This is a genomic window from Labrenzia sp. ATLA3, assembly GCF_057180185.1.
The window spans coordinates 15,111-34,319 of the sequence record NZ_JBXUKV010000007.1; the positions used below are offsets into that span (position 1 = coordinate 15,111).

Below are 19,209 nucleotides of genomic sequence, written 5' to 3' on the forward strand. Positions count from 1 at the left end.
AGTACCGGGTTGTGGCGCATGTCACAAGAATTCTTTCAAGATTCCCTCGACGCTCGGTGCCACCTTTTCAGGTCGTGACGCATGGTCTTCCGCCAAACAGGCAAACAGCAGGTGATCCTGCCAGGTCCCATTAATTAACAGATAGTTGCGTGCGTAGCCTTCCCGGTGGAACCCGGCATTTTCGAGCAGACGGATGGACGGCATGTTGATTGGCAGACAGGCCGCTTCAATACGATGAAGGTTCAAAACGTCGAAACAAAACGGCAAGATCATGGCAACAGCCGAGGACATATGTCCTTTTCCCGCGTGTCGTTCTCCCATCCAATAGCCGAGTGTCGCAGTCTGGCTGACGCCCCTGCGGATATTGCTGAGGGTCAGGCCGCCGAGGATCTCGTTTGTGCGGGCGCGGAACAGAAGAAAGGACAGGCTGCGGCCTTCCTTGCGATCCTTCGCGTAGCGGCGCAAGCGGCGGCGGAAACCGGTGCGGGTCAGGTCGTCGGATGGCCAGAGCGGTTCCCAGGGTTTCAGGAAGCCCCGGCTTTCGCTGCGAAGTTCCGCCCAGGGCTTGAAATCGTACATGATCGGCGGGCGGAGGTAATAGCCTCCCGCCTCGATCAGAAGTTCGGCGTCAGGTGATGCTCCCGGCCGTAACAGCGCCATGCCCCACTCTCCGCCTTGCTCTGCCTGCCTTACATGGACGCAGCCCGCAGGACCGGGCTTTGCTGAAGCCGTCCGGCGAGTTCGTCCGCAGTCATGATACCGTCTACCGGGCCAATCGCCGTCAGCGTCGGCACCGTGCCTACAAAGGTCTTGTGGGCGACCCTGCGGATATCGGCAGCCGTCACGGCTTCGATCTTCGAGGAAATCTCATCGGGAACGAGCACACGGTTGTGCACCAGGATCTGGCGGGCGATCTGTCCGGCCCGTGCAGCCGGGCTTTCCAGCGCCATCATCAGGCCGGCACGAATCTGCGCTCTGGAGCGGGCGACTTCGTCGTCGGTAATCGTCTGCGTCGCGGCGATCAGCTCTTCCACGATCATCGGCATCAAAGCTGCAAGGTCTTCCTGGCTGGTGGCCGCATGCAGACCGAACAAGCCGGTATCGGAGAACGCCCAGTGGAAGCTGTAGATGGCGTAGCACAGGCCGTGTTTCTCGCGGATTTCCTGAAACAGGCGAGACGACATGCCCCCGCCCAGAACGGACGCGAGGATCTGGATGGCGTAGTAGTCCTCGGATCTGTAAGGCTGGCCTTCGAAACCGATCAGGACCTGCGCTTCCATCAGATCCTTCGGCCGAAGGATTTCCCCGCCCCGGTACCGCGCTTCCGATTCCGGCGCCGCCGGTTCGGAACTGAAGCCGCCGAATTTTTCACGCGCCAGAGCCACGAGCTCGTCGTGATCGACCGCCCCGGCAGCGGCCAGAACCATGTCCGGCGCCCGGTAGCGATCTGCGAGATAGGCGTTGAGCGCGTCCCGATTGAACCCCTGCACCGTTTCCGGCGTTCCAAGGATCGGACGCCCGATCGCCTGCTCCGGCCAGGCGGTTTCCTGAAACAGATCGAATGCCTGATCGTCGGGTGAGTCGTTGGAGGCGCCGATTTCCTGAAGGATCACATGCTGTTCGCGCGTCAGTTCCTGGGCATCGAACGTGGAATTCTGCAGGATGTCGGCGAGAATATCGACCGCAAGCGGCGTGTCTTCGGCCAGGATACGCGCGTAGTAATTGGTGTGTTCGATGCTGGTGGAGGCGTTCAGCTCACCCCCGACGGCCTCGATCTCCTCGGCAATGCCGCGGGCCGTCCGGGACTTGGTTCCCTTGAAGGCCATATGCTCCAGCAGATGGGTTATCCCGTTCTGATGCACCGCTTCCGCACGCGAACCGGTGCGCACCCACACGCCAAGAGCCGCCGTTTTCAAATGAGGCATCTGGTCGGTGACGACCGTCATCCCGTTGTCGAGAATTGTTGTTTGTACTTTCATATGCTCACACCCCAGCAGTAACGGCCCGGGCGTGATCTTCGATGTATCGCTCCACCACGCCCTGTTCCGCCGCCAGAACCTGCTGGCGCTCCTCCGCATTCATCATGTCTTTCAGGTTGTCCGGCAGCTCCGGCCGGTTTCCTGATGCCTTTTCCACCGCATCCGGGAATTTGGCCGGATGGGCGGTGCCCAACACCACCATCGGTGTCTCGCCCGTATCCTGGCTTTTCGCCACATGAACGCCGATTGCCGTATGCGGGTCCAGAAGATAGCCAGCCTCGTTCCAGGTCTCGGCAATGGTCGCTGCCGTTTCGTCCTCGTTGCAGCGCCCAGCCCCGAAGATCGCACGCATCTCGCGGAGCGGGCCTTCTTCTATCTCGAAACTGCCGGACTGGTTCAACTGGTTCATCATCCGGCGAACAGTCCCACCATCGCGGCCGCAGACTTCGGCCAGAAGCCGTTCGAAATTGGAAGAGACCTGAATGTCCATCGACGGAGAAATGGTCGGTGTCACGCCGCGCTTTTCGTAGCGGCCGGTTTCAAGTGTCCGCGCCAGGATGTCGTTGACGTTGGTTGCCACCACCAGCTTTTCGACGGGAAGCCCCATCTTCATGGCGGCATAGCCGGCGAAGATATCGCCGAAGTTGCCGGTCGGCACCGTGAACGAGATCTTCCGGTGCGGCGCGCCAAGGGCAGCGCCTGCAACGAAGTAATAGACGATCTGCGCCAGAATACGCGCCCAGTTGATCGAATTGACACCGGACAGGGCCACCCTGTCGCGGAATGAAAAATGGTTGAACATGCCTTTCAGGATCGCTTGGCAATCGTCGAAATTGCCGTTCAGAGCCAGGGCATGGACATTCTTTTCCGCCGGTGTCGTCATCTGGCGGCGCTGCACGCTGGAAACGCGCCCGTCGGGGAACAGAATGAAGATATCGGTGCGCTCACGCCCGCGGAAGGCTTCGATGGCTGCACCGCCGGTATCGCCCGACGTCGCGCCGACGATGGTCGCCCGCAGGTCGCGTTTGCTCAGGACATAATCCATCATCCGGCCGAGCAACTGCATCGCAACGTCCTTGAACGCCAGCGTCGGCCCGTGGAAGAGTTCCAGAATGAAGGTGTTGGATGCCGTCTGGACCAGCGGTGTGACGGCCGGGTGGCGGAAGCCCTCATAGGCTTCTGCGATCATGGACTTCAGATCGTCTTCGGGAATGGCAGTGCCCACGAAAGGCGAAATGACCTGAAAGGCAACATCCTGATAGGGCTTTCCGGCGAAAGACGCGATGGTATCGGCATCAAATTGCGGCCAGGTTTCTGGTAAGTAAAGTCCGCCGTCGCGTGCGAGCCCCTGGAGCAGGACATCGGAAAATTCCAGAACTGGTGCTTCACCACGCGTACTGATGTATTTCACCGCGCAACGTTCCTCTTGCTTTTTTTTGTCGCGGGACGCCCGCGTCCCCTGCCTGCTTGCCAGACCTCTGATGCGAGAAAGATCAGCCTACTTGAATTCCAGCAAATTTGAAACAAACCATGCCATTGATGCGACTTACGCGCCATAACATTCAAGCGCAAGTCGCTTTTGGTTAAAATGATGACCTCGGAGAGACAGTTTCCCGAAACCGATCACGGGGCTGACGCGCTCAGGCGTGCCCGGCATCGGCGTAGAGCATGGCAGGGTCGATCCCCATGCTGGTAAGCGCGCGATGCCATTTCTTGTCGGAAGCCCGGTCGAACAGGATTTCGGGATCGGCCGGTGCAGTCAGCCAGCCGTTGGCCTGGATTTCGGTTTCAAGCTGCCCCGGCGCCCACCCGGCATAGCCGAGCGCCAGCATGGCCTGGGCCGGGCCCTCACCTTGTGCGAGCGCCCGCAGGATCTCCAGTGTGGCCGTCAGGCAAATGCCGTTGTCGATGGTCAGGGTCGACTGGTTCAGCATGAAATCGTCGCTATGAAGCACGAAGCCACGCTCGACCTCGACCGGCCCGCCCTTGTGCACGCTCATGTCGCGAACCTTCGGCGGCAGGCGAATGGCGCCGTCGTCGTTGACGATATCAAGCTGGATCAGAAGCTCTTCCAGAGAAAGGTGACGCGCCACCTGGTTCACCACGATGCCCATGGCACCCTGCTCGGAATGAGAGCACAGATAAATGACAGAGTGTTCGAACCGATTGTCTGACATGCCCGGCATTGCAATCAGAAACTGACCTTCAAGGGATTCTGTTGCTGCTGCTTCGGACATGCAAACCTCGTTTTCTGTTGACGCTCTTTGCCTTGGAAAAAAGCATAGCTCCTTTAAGAAGCTTTGTTAATGTCTGTTTGTGCCTCCGCATGGCGTCCGGCTCAACTCACCGTCACAAGGATATGACCTGAATTGCCCGCCCTGACCGATGACGCTTGCCTGAAACTCGTGTAGCAGAGAGGACATGAAACGCTCTGTCATCGCCTTTGCGCTCGCTCTTGCCGTCCTTGCCCCACCCGCCCATGCCGCCATGACCGGCTGGACGGAAGTCCAGGGAGGGGCCGTCAGGCTGATCGCATCCGGTCCCATGAAGGACGGCCACTATGAAGCCGGGCTGGAATTCATGCTCGAGCCGGGATGGCACACCTATTGGCGTTATCCCGGAGAAGCGGGCATTCCGCCGCAGATAGACACGTCGGCAAGCGCGAACCTCAAGTCAAAGGAAGTGCTCTTTCCCGTGCCGGAGCGATATGACGACGGTTTTTCGGAATCGATCGTCTATCATAACGGCATTGTTTTGCCGCTACGGATCGAACCGGAAGCCCCGGACCAGCCGGTGACGCTGTCGCTGGATGTCTTTTTCGGCATCTGCAACGAGATCTGCGTCCCCGGAGACGCGACCCTGACGCTGGATCTGGCACCCGATGGCGAGACCGACAGTCTTGCCCAGACGCTGATTGCGCGGGATCTTGACGCCGTACCAGACGCCGCCCCTTCAGAGGACCTTCAGATCAAGTCCGTCACGCTGTCAGCCGACGGCGATGCGCTGGACATTGAGGTTCAGGCACCTGAAAACACCTCTCCCGATCTTTTTGCAGCAGCTCCCGAGGGGTCCTACATCGGCCTGCCGAAACACACCGGGCAGAGCAGCGGCAGTCATGTCTGGCGCCTTTCGCTCAAAGGCATGAAAACGACGGATAGCGATGCCGACTTGCGCCTTGTGCTGTCTTCGGATGGCCGCGCGGTCGAGCAGCTTTTTGCAATAGACCCGGATTGGCTGAACTAGGCTTTGGTTCCTGGAACGTCCAAGGCACCTACTGCACCACCGAAACGCTTTTGCCCGAACCTCCCTCGACGGATGGCCTAACAAGCCCTATCTGTGTCGCGAGGCTGCCATGTCGTTGCAGCCGGACAATCAAGGGATATTCATTATGACACTTTCTGTTGGGGATCGTCTTCCTGAAGCAACGTTCAACATCATGACCGCGGACGGCCCCGGCGAAATGTCGACCGGCGACCTGACATCCGGCAAAACCGTTGTTCTTTTCGGTGTTCCCGGAGCCTTCACCCCGACCTGCCACATGAACCACCTGCCCGGTTTCATCGAGCATGCGGAAACCCTGAAGAACAAGGGCGTCGATACAATCGCGGTCCTGTCCGTCAACGATGTGTTCGTCATGGATGCGTGGAAGAAGGCCTCCAATGCCGGTGACAGCATCACCTTCCTGTCCGACACGGGCGCCGCTTTCGTGGAAGCTGCCGGTCTGGGCCTTGGCCCGGCACCGATTTTCGGTCACCTGCGTTCACAGCGCTTTGCGCTGATCGCAAAAGACGGCGTCGTGACCTTCATGGCCATCGAAGATGAACCGGGCGAAGCCGTGAAATCCGGCGCTGCCGCTATTCTGGAAGCACTTGGCTAAGCTTGTCGCAAGGCTTTCAAATGAAACGACGAAGGGCCCTGCGGGGCCCTTTTTTGCTTCCCCTCCTCAGCAGGCCATCCCGGACACAGCGACCTGGTGATCCGGTTTGACGACGGAGAGACTGGCTTTTCTCCAACCGCCGGAGCCGCATTCTTTCGCGTCAATACCCCACCAGCACCACCAACTTGGTCAACTTTTCACGCGCCTATCGTTTGCGCGGCCACAGGATGCTTGCAGCGTAGGTCAGGTAGACACCGATCAGCGTCGCGGCGAGACCGAACCAGGTCAGCGCGTAGCCAAGGTGGTCGTTCTTGAAGCGAACGATGGTTTCACCCGCCTGAGGCAGGCCGGAAGGCGGCGTGAAGGAAGCGTCGAGATCGATGCTGTAGGGCGCCAGTTTCGTCGGATCGAGCCCCAGTTCGGCAGCCATGGCGTCCGTGTCGCGCGCGAACCAGATACGATCTTCCTTGCCCGGTTCCGGCGTCGTCCAGTTGGGCTTTTCGCTTAGCCGCAGCAATCCCGTCAGCTCCCATGCGCCATCCGGCGGCACGATAGCCTGCTGGCGCAAGGACTTGTCGAGACCTTGCGGCAGGAACCCGCGGTTGACCAGGACAACCCACTCCTGATCCGTTTCAAAAGGTGCATAGACCATTACGCCCGGACCACCCACGGCTCCGGCCGGTTCGCTCAATGCGGTGTAATAAAAGACCGCACCTTCCAGGAAACGACCGCTGAGCCTGACGCGCTCATAGTCGTCCGAGGACGAAAGGTTCGCCCAGTTTTTGGGTTCGGGTGCGGGCTTCGGCGGGCTCGTGAGGCCGGCCTCTACCTGGTCGATCAGGTTTTCTTTCCAGGCCAGCCGGTCGAGCTGCCAGAAACCCAGATTGAGCAGAACCGCCAGTGCCGCGATGGCGGCAAGCGTCGGAATAATGAGTTTACGCATGGGATTGTCTTCCCGGGTCCAGCCCGGTCAGGTGTTGTCCTTGCCGTTGTCCAGTTGGCCTTCGGCGGCCTTGTGGCGGAACTGAAGCGCGATCATCAGGCCCTTCAAAGGCCGCAGCACGCCGCCGGCCAGAATGACCGTAAGCGGCAACCAGAGGATCAGGTGTACCCAGATCGGGGGCTGGTAGGACAGCTCAACGAAAAGCACCAGGCCTACGACGATGAAACCGACGATCATGATGACAAATACCGCCGGGCCATCGCCACTGTCGGCAAAGGAATAGTCAAGTCCGCAAGCCATGCAGGATTTCTTGACGCTGAGGAAACCGTCAAAAAGCTTGCCCTGGCCACAGCGCGGACACTTGCCCGACAGGCCTGCAGAAACCGGATTGACCGGTGGGAAATGCGCCTTGTCTTCCATGGTGTGCCTCAAGCTTCAGCGAAAATGGAAACGCCCGATCCGGGGACCGGATCGGGCGTTGTTCGTGCCGATCTGGCGCGAACCTAGTGAGCGGCCGGTGTGCCTGCGCCCCAGATATAGATGGAGACGAACAGGAACAGCCAGACGACGTCAACGAAGTGCCAGTACCAGGCAGCTGCTTCGAAACCGAAATGCTTCTGGACGGAGAACTGCCCGGCCAGAGCGCGGAACAGACAGACGGCCAGGAAGATGGTTCCGACAATCACGTGGAAACCATGGAACCCGGTCGCCATGAAGAAGGTCGCGCCATAGATGTTGCCGCCGAAGTCGAATGCAGCGTGAGTGTATTCGTAGACCTGGCAGATGGTGAAGAGAACGCCGAGCAGAACCGTGAAGGTCAGGCCCCATTTAAGACCTTCGCGGTCATCGTGAAGCAGGGCATGGTGCGCCCAGGTGACCGTGGTGCCGGAGCACAGCAGGATCAGCGTGTTGAGCAGCGGCAGGTGCCATGGGTCGAAAGTCTCGATACCCGCGGGCGGCCAATGACCGCCGGTCGCCTCAACGCGAGCATACTGGATGGCTTCGCCGGTGAAGAGCGAGGCATCGAAATAGGCCCAGAACCAGGCAACGAAGAACATCACTTCAGAAGCGATGAACAGCAGCATGCCGTAGCGCAGATGCAGCGAGACCACACGCGTGTGGTGACCCTGAGCGGATTCGCGAATGGTGTCGCGCCACCAGCCGAACATCACATAAAGGACGATCAGCAAACCGATGGCGAAAAGGCCCCAGCCGGTAAGATTCATGCCAAGCAGAACGAATTCGGTTCCCTGAGCATATTTCATGAAGCCGATGGCACCCAGCGCCATGACGAACGCACCGACAGATGCGATGAACGGCCACGGACTTGGTTCGACCAGGTGATAGTCGTGATTTTTGGTATGTGCCTCAGCCATCGGCAAGCTCCCCAAAGACATTCATTTCAGGCGCGGCTGCGCCAATCACTCAATTTTTGTTTCAGCTTCGGCCTTCTCGGCCTTTGCTGCAACAGGGCGTTCCGGTTGTTCTACCGGGAAGAAGGTATAGGACAAAGTGATTTCCTTCACGTGTTTCAGCTCAGGATCCTTGTCCATTTCCGGGTCGACAAAGAAGACGACCGGCATTTCGACAGTCTCGCCGCTTTCCAGCGCCTGCTCGGTGAAGCAGAAGCATTGCAGCTTGTTGAAATAGGCTCCGGCCGTCGGCGGCGACACGTTAAAGGTCGACGTTCCGACAGACCGCTCGGAACCCGTGTTGGTTGCCACATATTCGAGCTGGGCGGTTTCGCCCATCTGAAGCGTGACTGAGCGGTGCACCGGCTTGAACTTCCACGACAGCTCGTGATTGACGTTGCCGTCGAAGCGAATGGTGATCTTCCGGTCGAGAATCACGTCGCTTTCGGCTGTGGCAACCTGCGTGGTGCCGCCAAAACCGGTGACGCGGCAGAAAAGATTGTAGAGCGGCACAGCGGCGTAGGCCGCCCCGACCATGAACATGAACATGCCAACGCAGACCACCGCGACCTTGCGGTTGCTGCGTGACAGGTTGGAAGTGTCTTGTCCGTTGCTCACGCGATCTCCCTCAAAGCGCCCGGTTCAGAATATCGGGGCCCATTTTGACGATGGTCACGACATAGAACAGCACGACGAGGCCGCCGAGCACGCAGGCAATCGCAATCGACCGCGACCGGCGCTTCTTCTTCTGTTCTTCAGTGAGCGCAATGCCCTTTTCCTGCTCGGCCATCACGTCACGCTCCTGCGATCAGGCTTTCGCCCAGAAGAAGGGCAAACAGCATGAACAGGTAAAAGATCGAGAACTTGAATAGACGCCAGCAGGCAGCCTTGGCCGGGTCGCCTTCCCGCTTGCGCCAGACGTCGAACGACAGACCGACGAAGATGGCGCTCAGAACCGCTGCCGCCACCCCGTAAACGGGGCTGGCAAAGCCAAGAAGGTAAGGCGCGACACCGATAGGGGCCAGCAGAACGGCATAGGCAAGAATATGATGCCGTGTCACGGTCTCGCCAGCGACCACAGGCAGCATCGGGATCTTGGCGGCCTGATAGTCGCCATTCTTGACCAGTGCCAGCGCCCAGAAGTGCGGTGGCGTCCACATGAAGATAATCAGGAACAGCACGAAGCTTTCCAGGCTGACGCTGCCGGTAACCGATGCCCAGCCGATCATCGGAGGGAACGCGCCCGCAGCGCCGCCGATGACGATGTTCTGCGGCGTCGAGCGCTTCAGCCACATCGAATAGACGACCACGTAGAAGAAAATGGTGAAGGCCAGAAACGCCCCGGCAAACCAGTTGACCAGAAGGCCAAGCAAGACCACCGAACCGATGGACAGCGTCACACCGAAGGCCAGCGCTTCGTCGCGCGTGACCTTGCCGGCCGGGATCGGCCGCTTGCGGGTCCGCGTCATGACTTCATCGATGTCGGCGTCGTACCACATGTTGAGAGCGCCGGAAGCACCCGCACCGATAGCAATACACAGGATCGCGACAACCCCGAGCACCGGATGCACGGTTCCAGGTGCCAGCATCAGGCCGACAAAAGCGGTGAAGATAACCAGGGACATCACACGCGGCTTCAGGAGCGCCACATAGTCGCTCACCGATCCCATGCCACCGTTCCAGACGGCGGTTTCCTGGTTCATCATATCCTGGCGCTCAACGAGCGACATAGGCGCTTCCTTCAAGTTCTTGTTTTCGTCCGCGATCCCAGGATCGCGATTCCGGTTGCACATGGCCCGGCAGTTTTCCTGAAAGTGAGCACCGCGCCGGCAACCGGCGCGGTGCTGATCTTGACCGGGAGGCGAACCTCCCGCCGCGAATTACTTGATGCGCGGCAGAGTCTCGAACTGGTGGAACGGCGGCGGAGAAGACAGGGTCCACTCCAGGGTCGTTGCGCCTTCGCCCCACGGGTTGTTACCGGCAACGCGCTTCTTGGAGAACGCTTCGAAGATACCGAAGAGGAACACCAGAACCGCAAAGGCCGAGATGTAAGAACCGATGGACGATACGAAGTTCCAGCCGGCAAACGCATCCGGATAGTCGACATAGCGGCGCGGCATGCCGTTCAGACCCAGGAAGTGCTGCGGGAAGAACACCAGGTTCACGCCCACGAAGGTGATCCAGAAATGGGCCTTGCCGATCGTCTCGTTATACATGTAGCCGAACATTTTCGGGAACCAGTAGTACCAGGCCGCAAAGATTGCGAACACGGCCCCCAGCGACAACACGTAGTGGAAGTGAGCAACCACGTAGTAGGTGTCGTGGAACGAACGGTCGAGACCGGCGTTGGCAAGCTGCACACCCGTCACACCACCAACGGTGAACAGGAAGATGAAGCCGATTGCCCAGACCATCGGCGTGCGGAACTCGATGGCCCCACCCCACATGGTCGCAATCCAGGAGAAGATCTTCACGCCGGTCGGAACCGCGATCACCATGGTGGCAGCCACGAAGTAGGCCTGCGTCTCGGAAGACATGCCGACGGTGTACATGTGGTGCGCCCACACGATGAAGCCGACGACCCCGATGGCGACCATGGCGTAGGCCATGCCCAGGTAACCGAAGATCGGCTTGCGCGAGAACGTGGAAATGATGTGGCTGATGATGCCGAAGCCCGGCAGGATCAGAATGTACACTTCCGGGTGACCGAAGAACCAGAACAGGTGCTGGAACAGGATCGGGTCACCGCCACCGGCAGGTGCAAAGAACGTTGTGCCGAAGTTACGGTCGGTCAGCAGCATGGTGATGGCACCAGCCAGAACCGGCAGAGACAAGAGCAGCAGGAACGCGGTGATCAGCACGGACCAGGCAAACAGCGGCATCTTGTGCAGGGTCATGCCCGGCGCGCGCATGTTGAAGATGGTCGTGATGAAGTTGATGGCACCGAGGATCGAGGAAGCACCTGCGATATGCAGGGCCAGGATCGCCAGGTCCATTGCCGGTCCGGGCTGACCGGAGGTGGACAGCGGCGGATAGATGGTCCAGCCACCACCGACGCCGTTGGAACCCGGAGGACCTTCAACGAAGAGGGAAAGAAGGAGCAGCAGGAAGGCCGGCGGAAGCAGCCAGAAGGAAATGTTGTTCATCCGCGGGAACGCCATGTCCGGCGCACCGATCATGATCGGCACGAAGTAGTTGGCGTAACCGCCGATCATGGCCGGCATCACCATGAAGAAGATCATGATCAGGCCGTGAGCGGTGGTGAACACGTTGAACAGGTGCGGATCGCCGAAGATCTGCATCCCCGGTTCCTGAAGTTCCATCCGCATGCCGACGCTGAGCGCGCCGCCAACGATACCTGCCATAATAGCGAACATCAGGTACATGATACCGATGTCCTTGTGGTTGGTCGAATAGACCCAGCGGCGCCATCCGGTCGGATGGCCATGTGCCGCATGTGCTTCGGTCGCAGCCATTTTGGGCTCCCTCTTTCAGACTTTCTCAGCGGCGCTGCATGACATCGCGCGCATCGCCAAACAGGATCGCCGCCGCATTATCTCGCGGCGACAGAGATCTCTTCCACCTTGCCTGCGGCAGCCACTTTCTTCGCATCTTCAATCGACGCGTACAGCTGCTCGTTTGCAGTGTCCAGGTCGTCCTGAGCGGCACTTGCCCAGGTCTGGAACTGATCCTTGGAAACCACCCGGATCGCGATCGGCATGAAGGCGTGTGCCTTGCCGCACAGTTCTGAACACTGCCCGTAGTAGACACCTTCCTCGCGAGCGTGGAACCACGTCTCGTTCAGACGGCCCGGAATGGCATCGATCTTGACGCCGAAGGACGGCATCGCGAAAGAGTGGATCACGTCCTCGGAAGTCACCTGAACGCGGACCGTGGTGTCGACCGGAATGACAAGATCATAGTCGACAGCCAGCAGGCGCGGAACCTGTTTCAGCGTAACGCCACGAGCATCCGCAACTTCCTGACGATCTGCCAGATCCTTTGCAGGGTCGAGAGGATCTCCAACCATGAGGGAGTCAAAGGAGAGTTCGCCCATGTTTTCATCGGTGTACTCATAGCCCCAGTACCACTGGTAACCGGTTGCCTTGATCGTCATGTCGTATTCGGGAATGTCCAGTTCCTTGTAAAGCAACCGGAAAGACGGGATCGCAATCACGACCAGGATCAGGATCGGCGCAACCGTCCAGACCACTTCGATCATGGTGTTGTGCGAGGTCCTGGACGGAACCGGGTTCTTCTTCGCGCTGAAACGGGTCGCGCAAACGATCAGCAGCGCCAGCACGAACAGCGTGATTACGGTGATGATCACCAGGGTGAACCCATTGAACCAGGTAATGTCGTCCATTACATCGGTGACAGAGGACTGAAAACCCAACTGCCATTCCTTGATACCGGACTCCGCTGCCAGGGCCGCCGTCGACACTCCAGCAAAAGTTGCCGCCGCACCGGCCATAGTCATGAGACGCTTGAAGACTGCCTTCACGTCCGCGCTCCCTTCCCTCATCCGCCTTAAATGGCGGAAATGCTAAATTTCCGGACTCAGATCCGGTCCAATCCGCTGCGGCAGTAGAAGGCTTGGCGGAACCGCACAAGCCGAATCTGCTGCGTCCTGGCGTTGGACAAGGTCATGAGTTTGACCGGACTATAACCACAAACTCATATAAAGGGCGATGGCTACCATCGGGCATAGCGGCGATGTGCCGCATCAATCCACCGACACCTTTGTGCCGCACAAAAACCACAAGAAACGCCGGGCTGCAACGGAATTTCCAACTTTTCACAGCCCTCGGATGCGCCAGGCCTTTTGACACGGGTCAAAGACATACGAATTTTCGACAAGAATTGCGTTTATTCCTGCGCTTCCTGAGCCGCCGGACTGGAAACGTGCGCCGTCATGCGGCAATGTCTGGCCTTGAATTACACTTTGATTCGCCAAACGGGCCGCTTCTTTTTACCAAGATGGCCAGTAGCGAACCGGACAACGTTTGACTGGAGGATTTCTTGTCAACCCAATTGCCGCAGTCACCGGCTGCCCGCCCCAACGGTCGTTCCAGACTGTCTTTTTCCAAACTCGCGGCCATTGCCGGGATCGTCTGCAGCTCGTTGACATACGGAAATCTGCCCGCCGCGGCACAAGGCGAGGTCCGTTCGACTCACGGCGACTGGCAAATGCGATGCGACACGCCCCCCGGCTCCACCGGCGAGCAGTGCGCGCTGATCCAGAACGTCACCGCCGCCGACCGTGAAAACGTCGGCTTGTCGGTGATCATTCTGAAAACCGCCGACAAGCAGGCTCGCATTCTCAGGGTTCTGGCACCTCTTGGCGTGCTTCTGCCGTCAGGCCTCGGCCTGAGGGTCGACAATGCCGACATCGGCCGCGCCGGCTTCGTCCGCTGCCTGCCGAACGGCTGTATCGCCGAGGTTATTCTGGAAGAAGATCTTCTGAGCAAGTTGCAGGCCGGATCACAGGCCACCTTCATCATCTTCCAGACCCCGGAAGAAGGAATCGGCATTCCGATCTCGCTGAACGGTTTCTCTGCGGGCTTCGAAGCCCTGCCCTGACCGGGACCACCGCAGACAGCAAACATACAAAAGGCGCCCCTGCGGCGCCTTTCTTGTATCCAGGCACCGGCGCCGATGCGCCGCTGGAAGCTTATTCCGCGGCTGGCGCGTCGGGGGCCTTGGCCTCCAGTGTCCGGCGCGGTGTCACCTTGTGAAGTTTGTCCGCACCGGCAAACATGCCCTCGCGCAATTGCTGGGCAAGGCGCTCCTCGTCCCGGTCGCGCACGTCTTCCTCGATCTGGTCGATCCGGTCGAGCGGGGTTCCAAGGGCTTCCAGCGCCGCTCGGCCGAAGACGACACTTGATTCAAACGTCTCGCGAATCTGGAAATCCACGCCACGTTTGGTGAGATCCAGCATATGGGCGCGGTCTGTCGCACGGCAGAAGATCAGGGTATCGGGAAAGCCTTCGCGAACGAGATCGATTGCCTTGCCCATCACCTTGTCGTTTTCGATGCACATGGCAACAAGCGCCGCCTTGCCGGCACCGGCCGCCGCCAACACATCGGCCCGCGTGGCATCGCCGTAATACACCTTGTAGCCCTGCTTGCGGGCATAGGCGATCCGGTCCGGCCGGTTGTCGATTGCCGTGATCTCCAACCCCTCCGATGTCAGGATCTGGGCAACCACCATGCCGAAGCGGCCAAAGCCGATCACCAGCACAGTGGGCGTTGCTTCCTCGAAGGTTTCAATGGATGGATTTTCAACACCCCGTGCCTTGACCCTGGCGGCCAGCCGGTCCAGCCCGAGACAGGCGACCGGTGTCAGCAGCATGGTCAGGACAACTATCGCGTTCAGCTGGTTGACGTTCTGGTAGGTCAGCAGGCTTTCTCCAACGGCCGCGGTGAACAGCACGAAGGCGAATTCTCCCCCTTGAGGCAGGGTGACGGCAATGCGCATGGCGTCCGAATTCGGCGAGCCGGTGCCGCGCGACAGAGCCCAGAGAAAGATGCCCTTCACCCCCATGACGCTTAGGACGCCAATGGCGAGGATTTCCCAATCGTTCATCACCAGATAAAAATCCAGCGACATGCCGACAGCGACGAAAAACAGCCCCATCAGCAAAGAGCGGAAGGGCTCGATATCCGCTTCCAGCGTGTGCCGGAAACTCGATTCGGCCAGCAGCACACCGGCCAGGAAGGCCCCGAGTGCCATGGAAAGGCCGACCGCGTGCATGATGCCGGCGCTGCCGAGGGCGACCAGAAGCGCCGCCGTCAGCATGACTTCACGTGCCCGGCTTGCCGCCAGCAACAGAAAGATCGGCGAGACCAGATACCGGCCGGCAAGGATAACGGCCGCCACTGCCGCCAGAACGATCATGATTTCACTCAGGATCTGGGTGTAGGTGGACGGGCCCTCCCCCGGCGCCAGGATGGCGACCATCGCCAGAAGCGGCACGATGGCGATGTCCTGAAGCAACAGAATGCCGAACGCCCTCTGACCGTAGGAAGAGGACAGTTGGCCGCGTTCCTGCAGGATCTGCAACGCAAATGCCGTGGATGAGAGGGCAAGGCCGAAACCGGCCACCAGAGACGTCGTGAAGGAATAGCCGGCGAACCGCCCGATGGCATAAAGGCTGATACCTGTGAGCAGCACCTGGGCGGATCCAAGACCGAAGATATCACGCTTCATACGCCACAGTTTATGCGGATCAAGCTCCAGACCGATGACGAAGAGCAGCAGGACAACACCCAGTTCGGCGACATGAAGCACATCCTCGCCAGACCCCAGAAGCTGAAGACCGTGCGGGCCGATCACGGCTCCGGCGGCGAGATAACCGACCACCGAGCCAAGCCCCAGCCTTTTGGCGATCGGAACCGCGACAACCGTTGCCGCCAGAAACACGATCGACTCAGCGAAAAACGGAGGGGCTCCTTCTGCTGCCATTCCTTCTCCTTAGCCGTTAGATCCCGCCTGTTCGCCTGTTTCCGACCAGCAAATCAGGACCTTTTCAAACATATCAGAGAATACGCTCCATCCCTTCAACAAATCCAGCGCAGGCAACAGAAAAGTGCTTTATTTTCAATCAAAGCACGCCCCCATGCGCCAAGATCTGCTCAACTTGATTGCAAGCTGGAAATTTGCCGCTTAGCCTTGCGGGACAGGCGGTGAAACAGCTTGAAAGACAGTGAGCCCTCTGCGAGCTGGCGATTTTCACCTGCCCTCCAACAGGGACCTCACACACAGCATGTCCGGCCTGTTTGCCTCAATCGACGCTGCCCGCCTTGCCTGCGGGTTTCTGACCCTGTCTCAAATGATGGAGGTCCTTGAAGGAAATCACGTTCTGGATCCCTTTTCCACGCTGATATCGGCAGGTGTATCGGCCGGGAAACACAATATCTTTTACCCGGGCGTCACGCTGAAAGCCTTATCCGGGCATAAGATAACCCTTGCCGACGACAACTGCGTGCATTCGGGAAGCCATTTCGAAGCCGCGACCGGCAACATTCTGATTGGCAGCAACAACCAGTTTGGTGAAGGCGGGTTTACCGCCAAGGCCAACAGGCCCGGCGCGGAAATCCGGATCGGCAGTCATGGCCGCTACCTGAACAATCCGGCCTTGTTCGGCAGGTGCGTGTTAGGCGACGGCAGCCAGATCCTCGGCAGTATCACCGTCGATGGCTGTACGCTGGCGGACGGAGGCTCCTATGAGGAAGATGATCCGGACCTCAGGGCCGGACTGCTGAAAGGCAGCGGCATCGCCAGAAATCTGACCGTGGCCCGCGGCATGGTCATCGCCGGCAACGGGAGGTTCAGCGCGGACGACCTGCTGCCTCAGAGCCACTTTCACCCGAAACCCTGACAGGGCGGCCAGTCAGAGCAGCTTGCAAGCCCTCAAAAACGCTTCAAGGCCGTCGGCGGTCTTGTAGCGATGGCCGGTCAAGCCCGCGCTTTGCGCACCTTCCACATTTTCCTCACGGTCGTCGACAAACGCGCTTACTTCAGGATGGTAGCCATAGCGACTGCAGATGCGCTCATAGACGAGAGGATCGGGTTTACGGGCGCCAAACTCCGCCGAGACATGGGCCTTCTCGCCGAATATCTCGATAGTCTCCGGCGCGCAGACCGGCAAGGCATCCTTCAACAGCATGCCGTTGTTGGTGAGAAGCGCGATGTCCGCCGTCGTCTTCAAGCTGCTGACCAGCGACAGCACGTCCGGCCGTGCGCGCATCATTTGACGGCGCACATCCGCCCAGGTTTCGAAGTCGATCGGAAACCCGAGCAGCCTTGAAAACTGCTCCAGATAGGCTTCGGCCGTTGCAGGTTCCCCCGCCTCAGCCGCATTTTCATGCGGGCCACCCCAGACCGACTGGTCGATTTCGACAGCGGGCCGCCCCGTCAGCTCTTCAAGCAGCTTCAGGCGGATCTGGTGATCGTAGTCGTAGAGCACCAGATCCATATCGAAGATAACGAATTTGATTTCAGGCATAGGTCAACCGTCAGCCTTGTCAGACTGCCGTTCCGCCTATGGTCATGGCATTGATGCGCATGGACGGCTGGCCGACGCCGACTGGCACGCCCTGCCCCTGCTTGCCGCATGTGCCCATGCCGGGGTCGAGCTTCATGTCGTTGCCGATCATGGAAACGCGTGTCAGCGCATCCGGTCCGTTCCCGATCAGCATTGCCCCTTTCACCGGCGCGCCGACCTTGCCGTTCTGGACACGATAGGCCTCGGTGCAGGAGAACACGAATTTTCCGGAGGTGATGTCGACCTGACCGCCGCCGAAGGACACCGCGTAAATGCCGTCCTTGACTGACGCCAGGATCTCGTCCGGGTCCTTGTCACCGGCCATCATCACCGTGTTGGTCATGCGGGGCATGGGAATGTGGGCATAGGACTGCCGGCGTCCGTTTCCGGTCGGCTCCATGCCCATCAGACGCGCGTTCTGGCGGTCCTGCATGTAGCCTTTCAAAATGCCGTCTTCGATCAGCACTGTCCGGCTGGAAGGCGTGCCTTCATCGTCCACCGTCAGTGAACCGCGACGATCAGCAATGGTGCCATCGTCAACAATGGTCACGCCCGGTGAGGCAACGCGCTGGCCCATGAGGCCGGCGAACGCGGAGGTTTTCTTTCGGTTGAAGTCGCCCTCAAGGCCGTGGCCGACGGCTTCATGCAGCAGAATGCCCGGCCAGCCCGGCCCCAGCACGACATCGAAAGTGCCCGCGGGGGCGGGAACCGCTTCCAGATTGACGAGCGCCTGACGCAGCGCCTCATCGACGCCGCCCTGCCAGTTTTCCGTGGTGATGAATCGCTCGAAGCCTTCACGGCCACCGCAACCGAAAGAGCCGCTTTCCTGGCGTTCGTCATTGCCGGCGACGACGGAAATACTCAACCGCACCATCGGACGGACGTCGCGGACCAGATGACCGTCCGCGCGCAGGATCTCGACCACCTGCCAGGATCCGGCAAGCGACGCGGACACCTGCCGCACGCGCGGATCTTTCGCCCGTGCATAGGCATCGATTTCCTGCAGAAGCTTGACCTTGTCCTCGAAGCTCGGTCCGCCCAGCGGATTGGCATCCGTGTAGAGCGTCTGGTTGGTGCGTGCGGGGGCTGAGGCGTAGCTGCCCGAATAGCCCTTCTTGACGGCGCTGACCGCATCTGCGGCCCGTTTCAACGCCCCTTCGGAAATATCGCCAGCGTGAGCGTAGCCGGCAGCTTCGCCGGCAACCGCACGGAGCCCGAAGCCCTGCGCGGTGTCGTAATTGGCTCCCTTCAGACGACCGTTATCGAACACGAGCCCTTCGCTTTGCCGGTATTCGACAAAAAGCTCACCGTCATCCGCGCCATCAAGTGCGTCCTGGGTGATCCGCCTTGCCGTTTCGAGGCCCAGGCCTGAAGATTCGATAAGATCGGTCGTGGAAAGGGTCATCTGTCTGTCCTGATTTCGCCCGGATCGTCTGGCCGGTGGAGCTCACGCTGCCAGGCCGGGCAACTTGGTTGTTTCTTCCAACATAAGTGTTTTGGCGCGCAATTCATCCCATAAGCGGAGAATTCCACTTGCCAATTCCGCAAGTCCCCAAACTCTCTTGCGTTGCGATCATCAAGTGCCCTGCGGGCTTTCAGCCCGAAATGACTGCTATGGGACATGCGCCTGGCAAAGCTTTGACTTGCCCTCACCTGCCAGTCTGCCATAAATGCTACCAAGACATCCCGATGAACCGACAGCCAAACAGCAGATCATGAACCGTTACGAAAATCCGCGCATCCCGCACGAAGCCCGCGTCCGTTACCTGGACGGCGACTATCAGGTGGAAACACCGGGGACCTTCGTACGCTGCGCGGTGACCGGAACAGCGATTCCGCTGGACGAACTGAAATACTGGTCTGTCGCGCGGCAGGAAGCTTATGTCGATGCCAATGCATCCATGAAGCGGTATCTGGAAACGCGCTGAGCAGCTTCAGGCAAGGTGCA

Annotated in this window: 20 protein-coding genes; 5 read left to right on the plus strand and 15 right to left on the minus strand. The window is 59.5% G+C overall.

Going from position 1 to position 19,209, the window contains the following annotated elements:
- Nucleotides 1-21 precede the first annotated feature (21 nt).
- The 4 genes from AC2A6O_RS19230 to AC2A6O_RS19245 form a co-directional block, all read right to left on the minus strand.
- Entirely contained in the window at nt 22-660 is a 639-nt protein-coding gene (locus tag AC2A6O_RS19230; protein WP_148585215.1) for a GNAT family N-acetyltransferase, read from the minus strand.
- Between the two features lie 29 nt (nt 661-689).
- On the minus strand, nt 690-1,979 hold the full coding sequence (locus AC2A6O_RS19235; protein WP_148585216.1) for a M16 family metallopeptidase: 1,290 nt from the start codon (nt 1,977-1,979) through the stop codon (nt 690-692).
- Nucleotides 1,980-1,983: 4 nt separating this feature from the next.
- Nucleotides 1,984-3,390, minus strand: a complete 1,407-nt coding sequence (gene thrC / locus AC2A6O_RS19240) for a threonine synthase (protein WP_148585217.1) — start codon at nt 3,388-3,390, stop codon at nt 1,984-1,986.
- A gap of 229 nt (nt 3,391-3,619) precedes the next feature.
- Nucleotides 3,620-4,216, minus strand: a complete 597-nt coding sequence (locus AC2A6O_RS19245) for a YqgE/AlgH family protein (RefSeq protein WP_498929500.1) — start codon at nt 4,214-4,216, stop codon at nt 3,620-3,622.
- 184 nt (nt 4,217-4,400) lie between these two features.
- On the opposite strand from AC2A6O_RS19245, the gene AC2A6O_RS19250 reads away from it, so the two are divergent.
- Nucleotides 4,401-5,222 (plus strand): protein-disulfide reductase DsbD domain-containing protein, encoded by an 822-nt coding sequence (locus AC2A6O_RS19250; RefSeq protein WP_498929502.1) that lies wholly within the window; start codon nt 4,401-4,403, stop codon nt 5,220-5,222.
- Between the two features lie 145 nt (nt 5,223-5,367).
- A complete protein-coding gene (locus AC2A6O_RS19255; protein WP_148585220.1) occupies nt 5,368-5,856 on the plus strand; it encodes a peroxiredoxin in 489 nt (162 codons plus the stop codon).
- A 205-nt stretch (nt 5,857-6,061) separates the two neighbouring features.
- Here the strand turns inward: AC2A6O_RS19255 and AC2A6O_RS19260 are convergent, their stop codons facing one another.
- The 8 genes from AC2A6O_RS19260 to coxB all read right to left on the minus strand — a co-directional run bounded on the left by AC2A6O_RS19260 (nt 6,062) and on the right by coxB (nt 12,736).
- On the minus strand, nt 6,062-6,799 hold the full coding sequence (locus AC2A6O_RS19260) for an SURF1 family protein (protein WP_148585221.1): 738 nt from the start codon (nt 6,797-6,799) through the stop codon (nt 6,062-6,064).
- Nucleotides 6,800-6,826: 27 nt separating this feature from the next.
- Entirely contained in the window at nt 6,827-7,219 is a 393-nt protein-coding gene (locus AC2A6O_RS19265; RefSeq protein ID WP_148585222.1) for a DUF983 domain-containing protein, read from the minus strand.
- A gap of 83 nt (nt 7,220-7,302) precedes the next feature.
- A complete protein-coding gene (locus AC2A6O_RS19270) occupies nt 7,303-8,175 on the minus strand; it encodes a cytochrome c oxidase subunit 3 (RefSeq protein ID WP_148585223.1) in 873 nt (290 codons plus the stop codon).
- A 45-nt stretch (nt 8,176-8,220) separates the two neighbouring features.
- Nucleotides 8,221-8,829 (minus strand): cytochrome c oxidase assembly protein, encoded by a 609-nt coding sequence (locus AC2A6O_RS19275; protein ID WP_498929505.1) that lies wholly within the window; start codon nt 8,827-8,829, stop codon nt 8,221-8,223.
- Between the two features lie 10 nt (nt 8,830-8,839).
- Nucleotides 8,840-9,001, minus strand: coding sequence for a cytochrome c oxidase system small membrane protein (locus tag AC2A6O_RS19280; RefSeq protein WP_162855043.1), 162 nt, complete (start codon nt 8,999-9,001; stop codon nt 8,840-8,842).
- Between the two features lie 4 nt (nt 9,002-9,005).
- Nucleotides 9,006-9,941: a heme o synthase gene (locus tag AC2A6O_RS19285; RefSeq protein ID WP_498929508.1), complete on the minus strand. Its 936-nt coding sequence runs from the start codon at nt 9,939-9,941 to the stop codon at nt 9,006-9,008.
- Nucleotides 9,942-10,091: 150 nt separating this feature from the next.
- Entirely contained in the window at nt 10,092-11,687 is a 1,596-nt protein-coding gene (gene ctaD / locus AC2A6O_RS19290) for a cytochrome c oxidase subunit I (RefSeq protein ID WP_148585225.1), read from the minus strand.
- Between the two features lie 77 nt (nt 11,688-11,764).
- Nucleotides 11,765-12,736 carry a cytochrome c oxidase subunit II gene (gene coxB, locus AC2A6O_RS19295; RefSeq protein WP_148585226.1) on the minus strand — a complete coding sequence of 324 codons (972 nt, stop codon included), beginning with the start codon at nt 12,734-12,736 and terminating at the stop codon, nt 11,765-11,767.
- A gap of 575 nt (nt 12,737-13,311) precedes the next feature.
- On the opposite strand from coxB, the gene AC2A6O_RS19300 reads away from it, so the two are divergent.
- Nucleotides 13,312-13,794, plus strand: coding sequence for an invasion associated locus B family protein (locus tag AC2A6O_RS19300; protein WP_286192691.1), 483 nt, complete (start codon nt 13,312-13,314; stop codon nt 13,792-13,794).
- A gap of 91 nt (nt 13,795-13,885) precedes the next feature.
- Here AC2A6O_RS19300 and AC2A6O_RS19305 read toward each other — a convergent pair whose 3' ends face one another.
- Nucleotides 13,886-15,679, minus strand: coding sequence for a monovalent cation:proton antiporter-2 (CPA2) family protein (locus AC2A6O_RS19305; protein ID WP_148585227.1), 1,794 nt, complete (start codon nt 15,677-15,679; stop codon nt 13,886-13,888).
- 301 nt (nt 15,680-15,980) lie between these two features.
- Here AC2A6O_RS19305 and AC2A6O_RS19310 point away from each other — a divergent pair, with 301 nt between their 5' ends.
- Nucleotides 15,981-16,595, plus strand: a complete 615-nt coding sequence (locus AC2A6O_RS19310) for an AraC family transcriptional regulator (protein WP_498929511.1) — start codon at nt 15,981-15,983, stop codon at nt 16,593-16,595.
- A 12-nt stretch (nt 16,596-16,607) separates the two neighbouring features.
- On the opposite strand, the gene AC2A6O_RS19315 is transcribed toward AC2A6O_RS19310, so the two are convergent.
- On the minus strand, nt 16,608-17,222 hold the full coding sequence (locus AC2A6O_RS19315; RefSeq protein WP_498929513.1) for an HAD family hydrolase: 615 nt from the start codon (nt 17,220-17,222) through the stop codon (nt 16,608-16,610).
- Between the two features lie 19 nt (nt 17,223-17,241).
- Nucleotides 17,242-18,666 carry a metalloprotease TldD gene (gene tldD / locus AC2A6O_RS19320; protein WP_148585229.1) on the minus strand — a complete coding sequence of 475 codons (1,425 nt, stop codon included), beginning with the start codon at nt 18,664-18,666 and terminating at the stop codon, nt 17,242-17,244.
- A 307-nt stretch (nt 18,667-18,973) separates the two neighbouring features.
- On the opposite strand from tldD, the gene AC2A6O_RS19325 reads away from it, so the two are divergent.
- Nucleotides 18,974-19,189: a DUF2093 domain-containing protein gene (locus tag AC2A6O_RS19325; RefSeq protein WP_162530072.1), complete on the plus strand. Its 216-nt coding sequence runs from the start codon at nt 18,974-18,976 to the stop codon at nt 19,187-19,189.
- Nucleotides 19,190-19,209: the final 20 nt, after the last annotated feature.

What these genes read in the sequence shown, in the direction of transcription:
- AC2A6O_RS19310 (WP_498929511.1), top strand. Translation starts at nt 15,981, where the DNA reads ATGTCCGGCCTGTTTGCCTCAATCGACGCTGCCCGCCTTGCCTGCGGG.
- AC2A6O_RS19265 (WP_148585222.1), bottom strand. Translation starts at nt 7,219, where the DNA reads ATGGAAGACAAGGCGCATTTCCCACCGGTCAATCCGGTTTCTGCAGGC.
- AC2A6O_RS19315 (WP_498929513.1), bottom strand. Translation starts at nt 17,222, where the DNA reads ATGCCTGAAATCAAATTCGTTATCTTCGATATGGATCTGGTGCTCTAC.
- tldD (WP_148585229.1), bottom strand. Translation starts at nt 18,666, where the DNA reads ATGACCCTTTCCACGACCGATCTTATCGAATCTTCAGGCCTGGGCCTC.
- AC2A6O_RS19305 (WP_148585227.1), bottom strand. Translation starts at nt 15,679, where the DNA reads ATGGCAGCAGAAGGAGCCCCTCCGTTTTTCGCTGAGTCGATCGTGTTT.
- AC2A6O_RS19245 (WP_498929500.1), bottom strand. Translation starts at nt 4,216, where the DNA reads ATGTCCGAAGCAGCAGCAACAGAATCCCTTGAAGGTCAGTTTCTGATT.
- AC2A6O_RS19255 (WP_148585220.1), top strand. Translation starts at nt 5,368, where the DNA reads ATGACACTTTCTGTTGGGGATCGTCTTCCTGAAGCAACGTTCAACATC.
- AC2A6O_RS19285 (WP_498929508.1), bottom strand. Translation starts at nt 9,941, where the DNA reads ATGTCGCTCGTTGAGCGCCAGGATATGATGAACCAGGAAACCGCCGTC.
- AC2A6O_RS19250 (WP_498929502.1), top strand. Translation starts at nt 4,401, where the DNA reads ATGAAACGCTCTGTCATCGCCTTTGCGCTCGCTCTTGCCGTCCTTGCC.
- AC2A6O_RS19230 (WP_148585215.1), bottom strand. Translation starts at nt 660, where the DNA reads ATGGCGCTGTTACGGCCGGGAGCATCACCTGACGCCGAACTTCTGATC.
- AC2A6O_RS19270 (WP_148585223.1), bottom strand. Translation starts at nt 8,175, where the DNA reads ATGGCTGAGGCACATACCAAAAATCACGACTATCACCTGGTCGAACCA.
- AC2A6O_RS19235 (WP_148585216.1), bottom strand. Translation starts at nt 1,979, where the DNA reads ATGAAAGTACAAACAACAATTCTCGACAACGGGATGACGGTCGTCACC.
- ctaD (WP_148585225.1), bottom strand. Translation starts at nt 11,687, where the DNA reads ATGGCTGCGACCGAAGCACATGCGGCACATGGCCATCCGACCGGATGG.
- AC2A6O_RS19260 (WP_148585221.1), bottom strand. Translation starts at nt 6,799, where the DNA reads ATGCGTAAACTCATTATTCCGACGCTTGCCGCCATCGCGGCACTGGCG.
- coxB (WP_148585226.1), bottom strand. Translation starts at nt 12,736, where the DNA reads ATGAGGGAAGGGAGCGCGGACGTGAAGGCAGTCTTCAAGCGTCTCATG.
- AC2A6O_RS19280 (WP_162855043.1), bottom strand. Translation starts at nt 9,001, where the DNA reads ATGGCCGAGCAGGAAAAGGGCATTGCGCTCACTGAAGAACAGAAGAAG.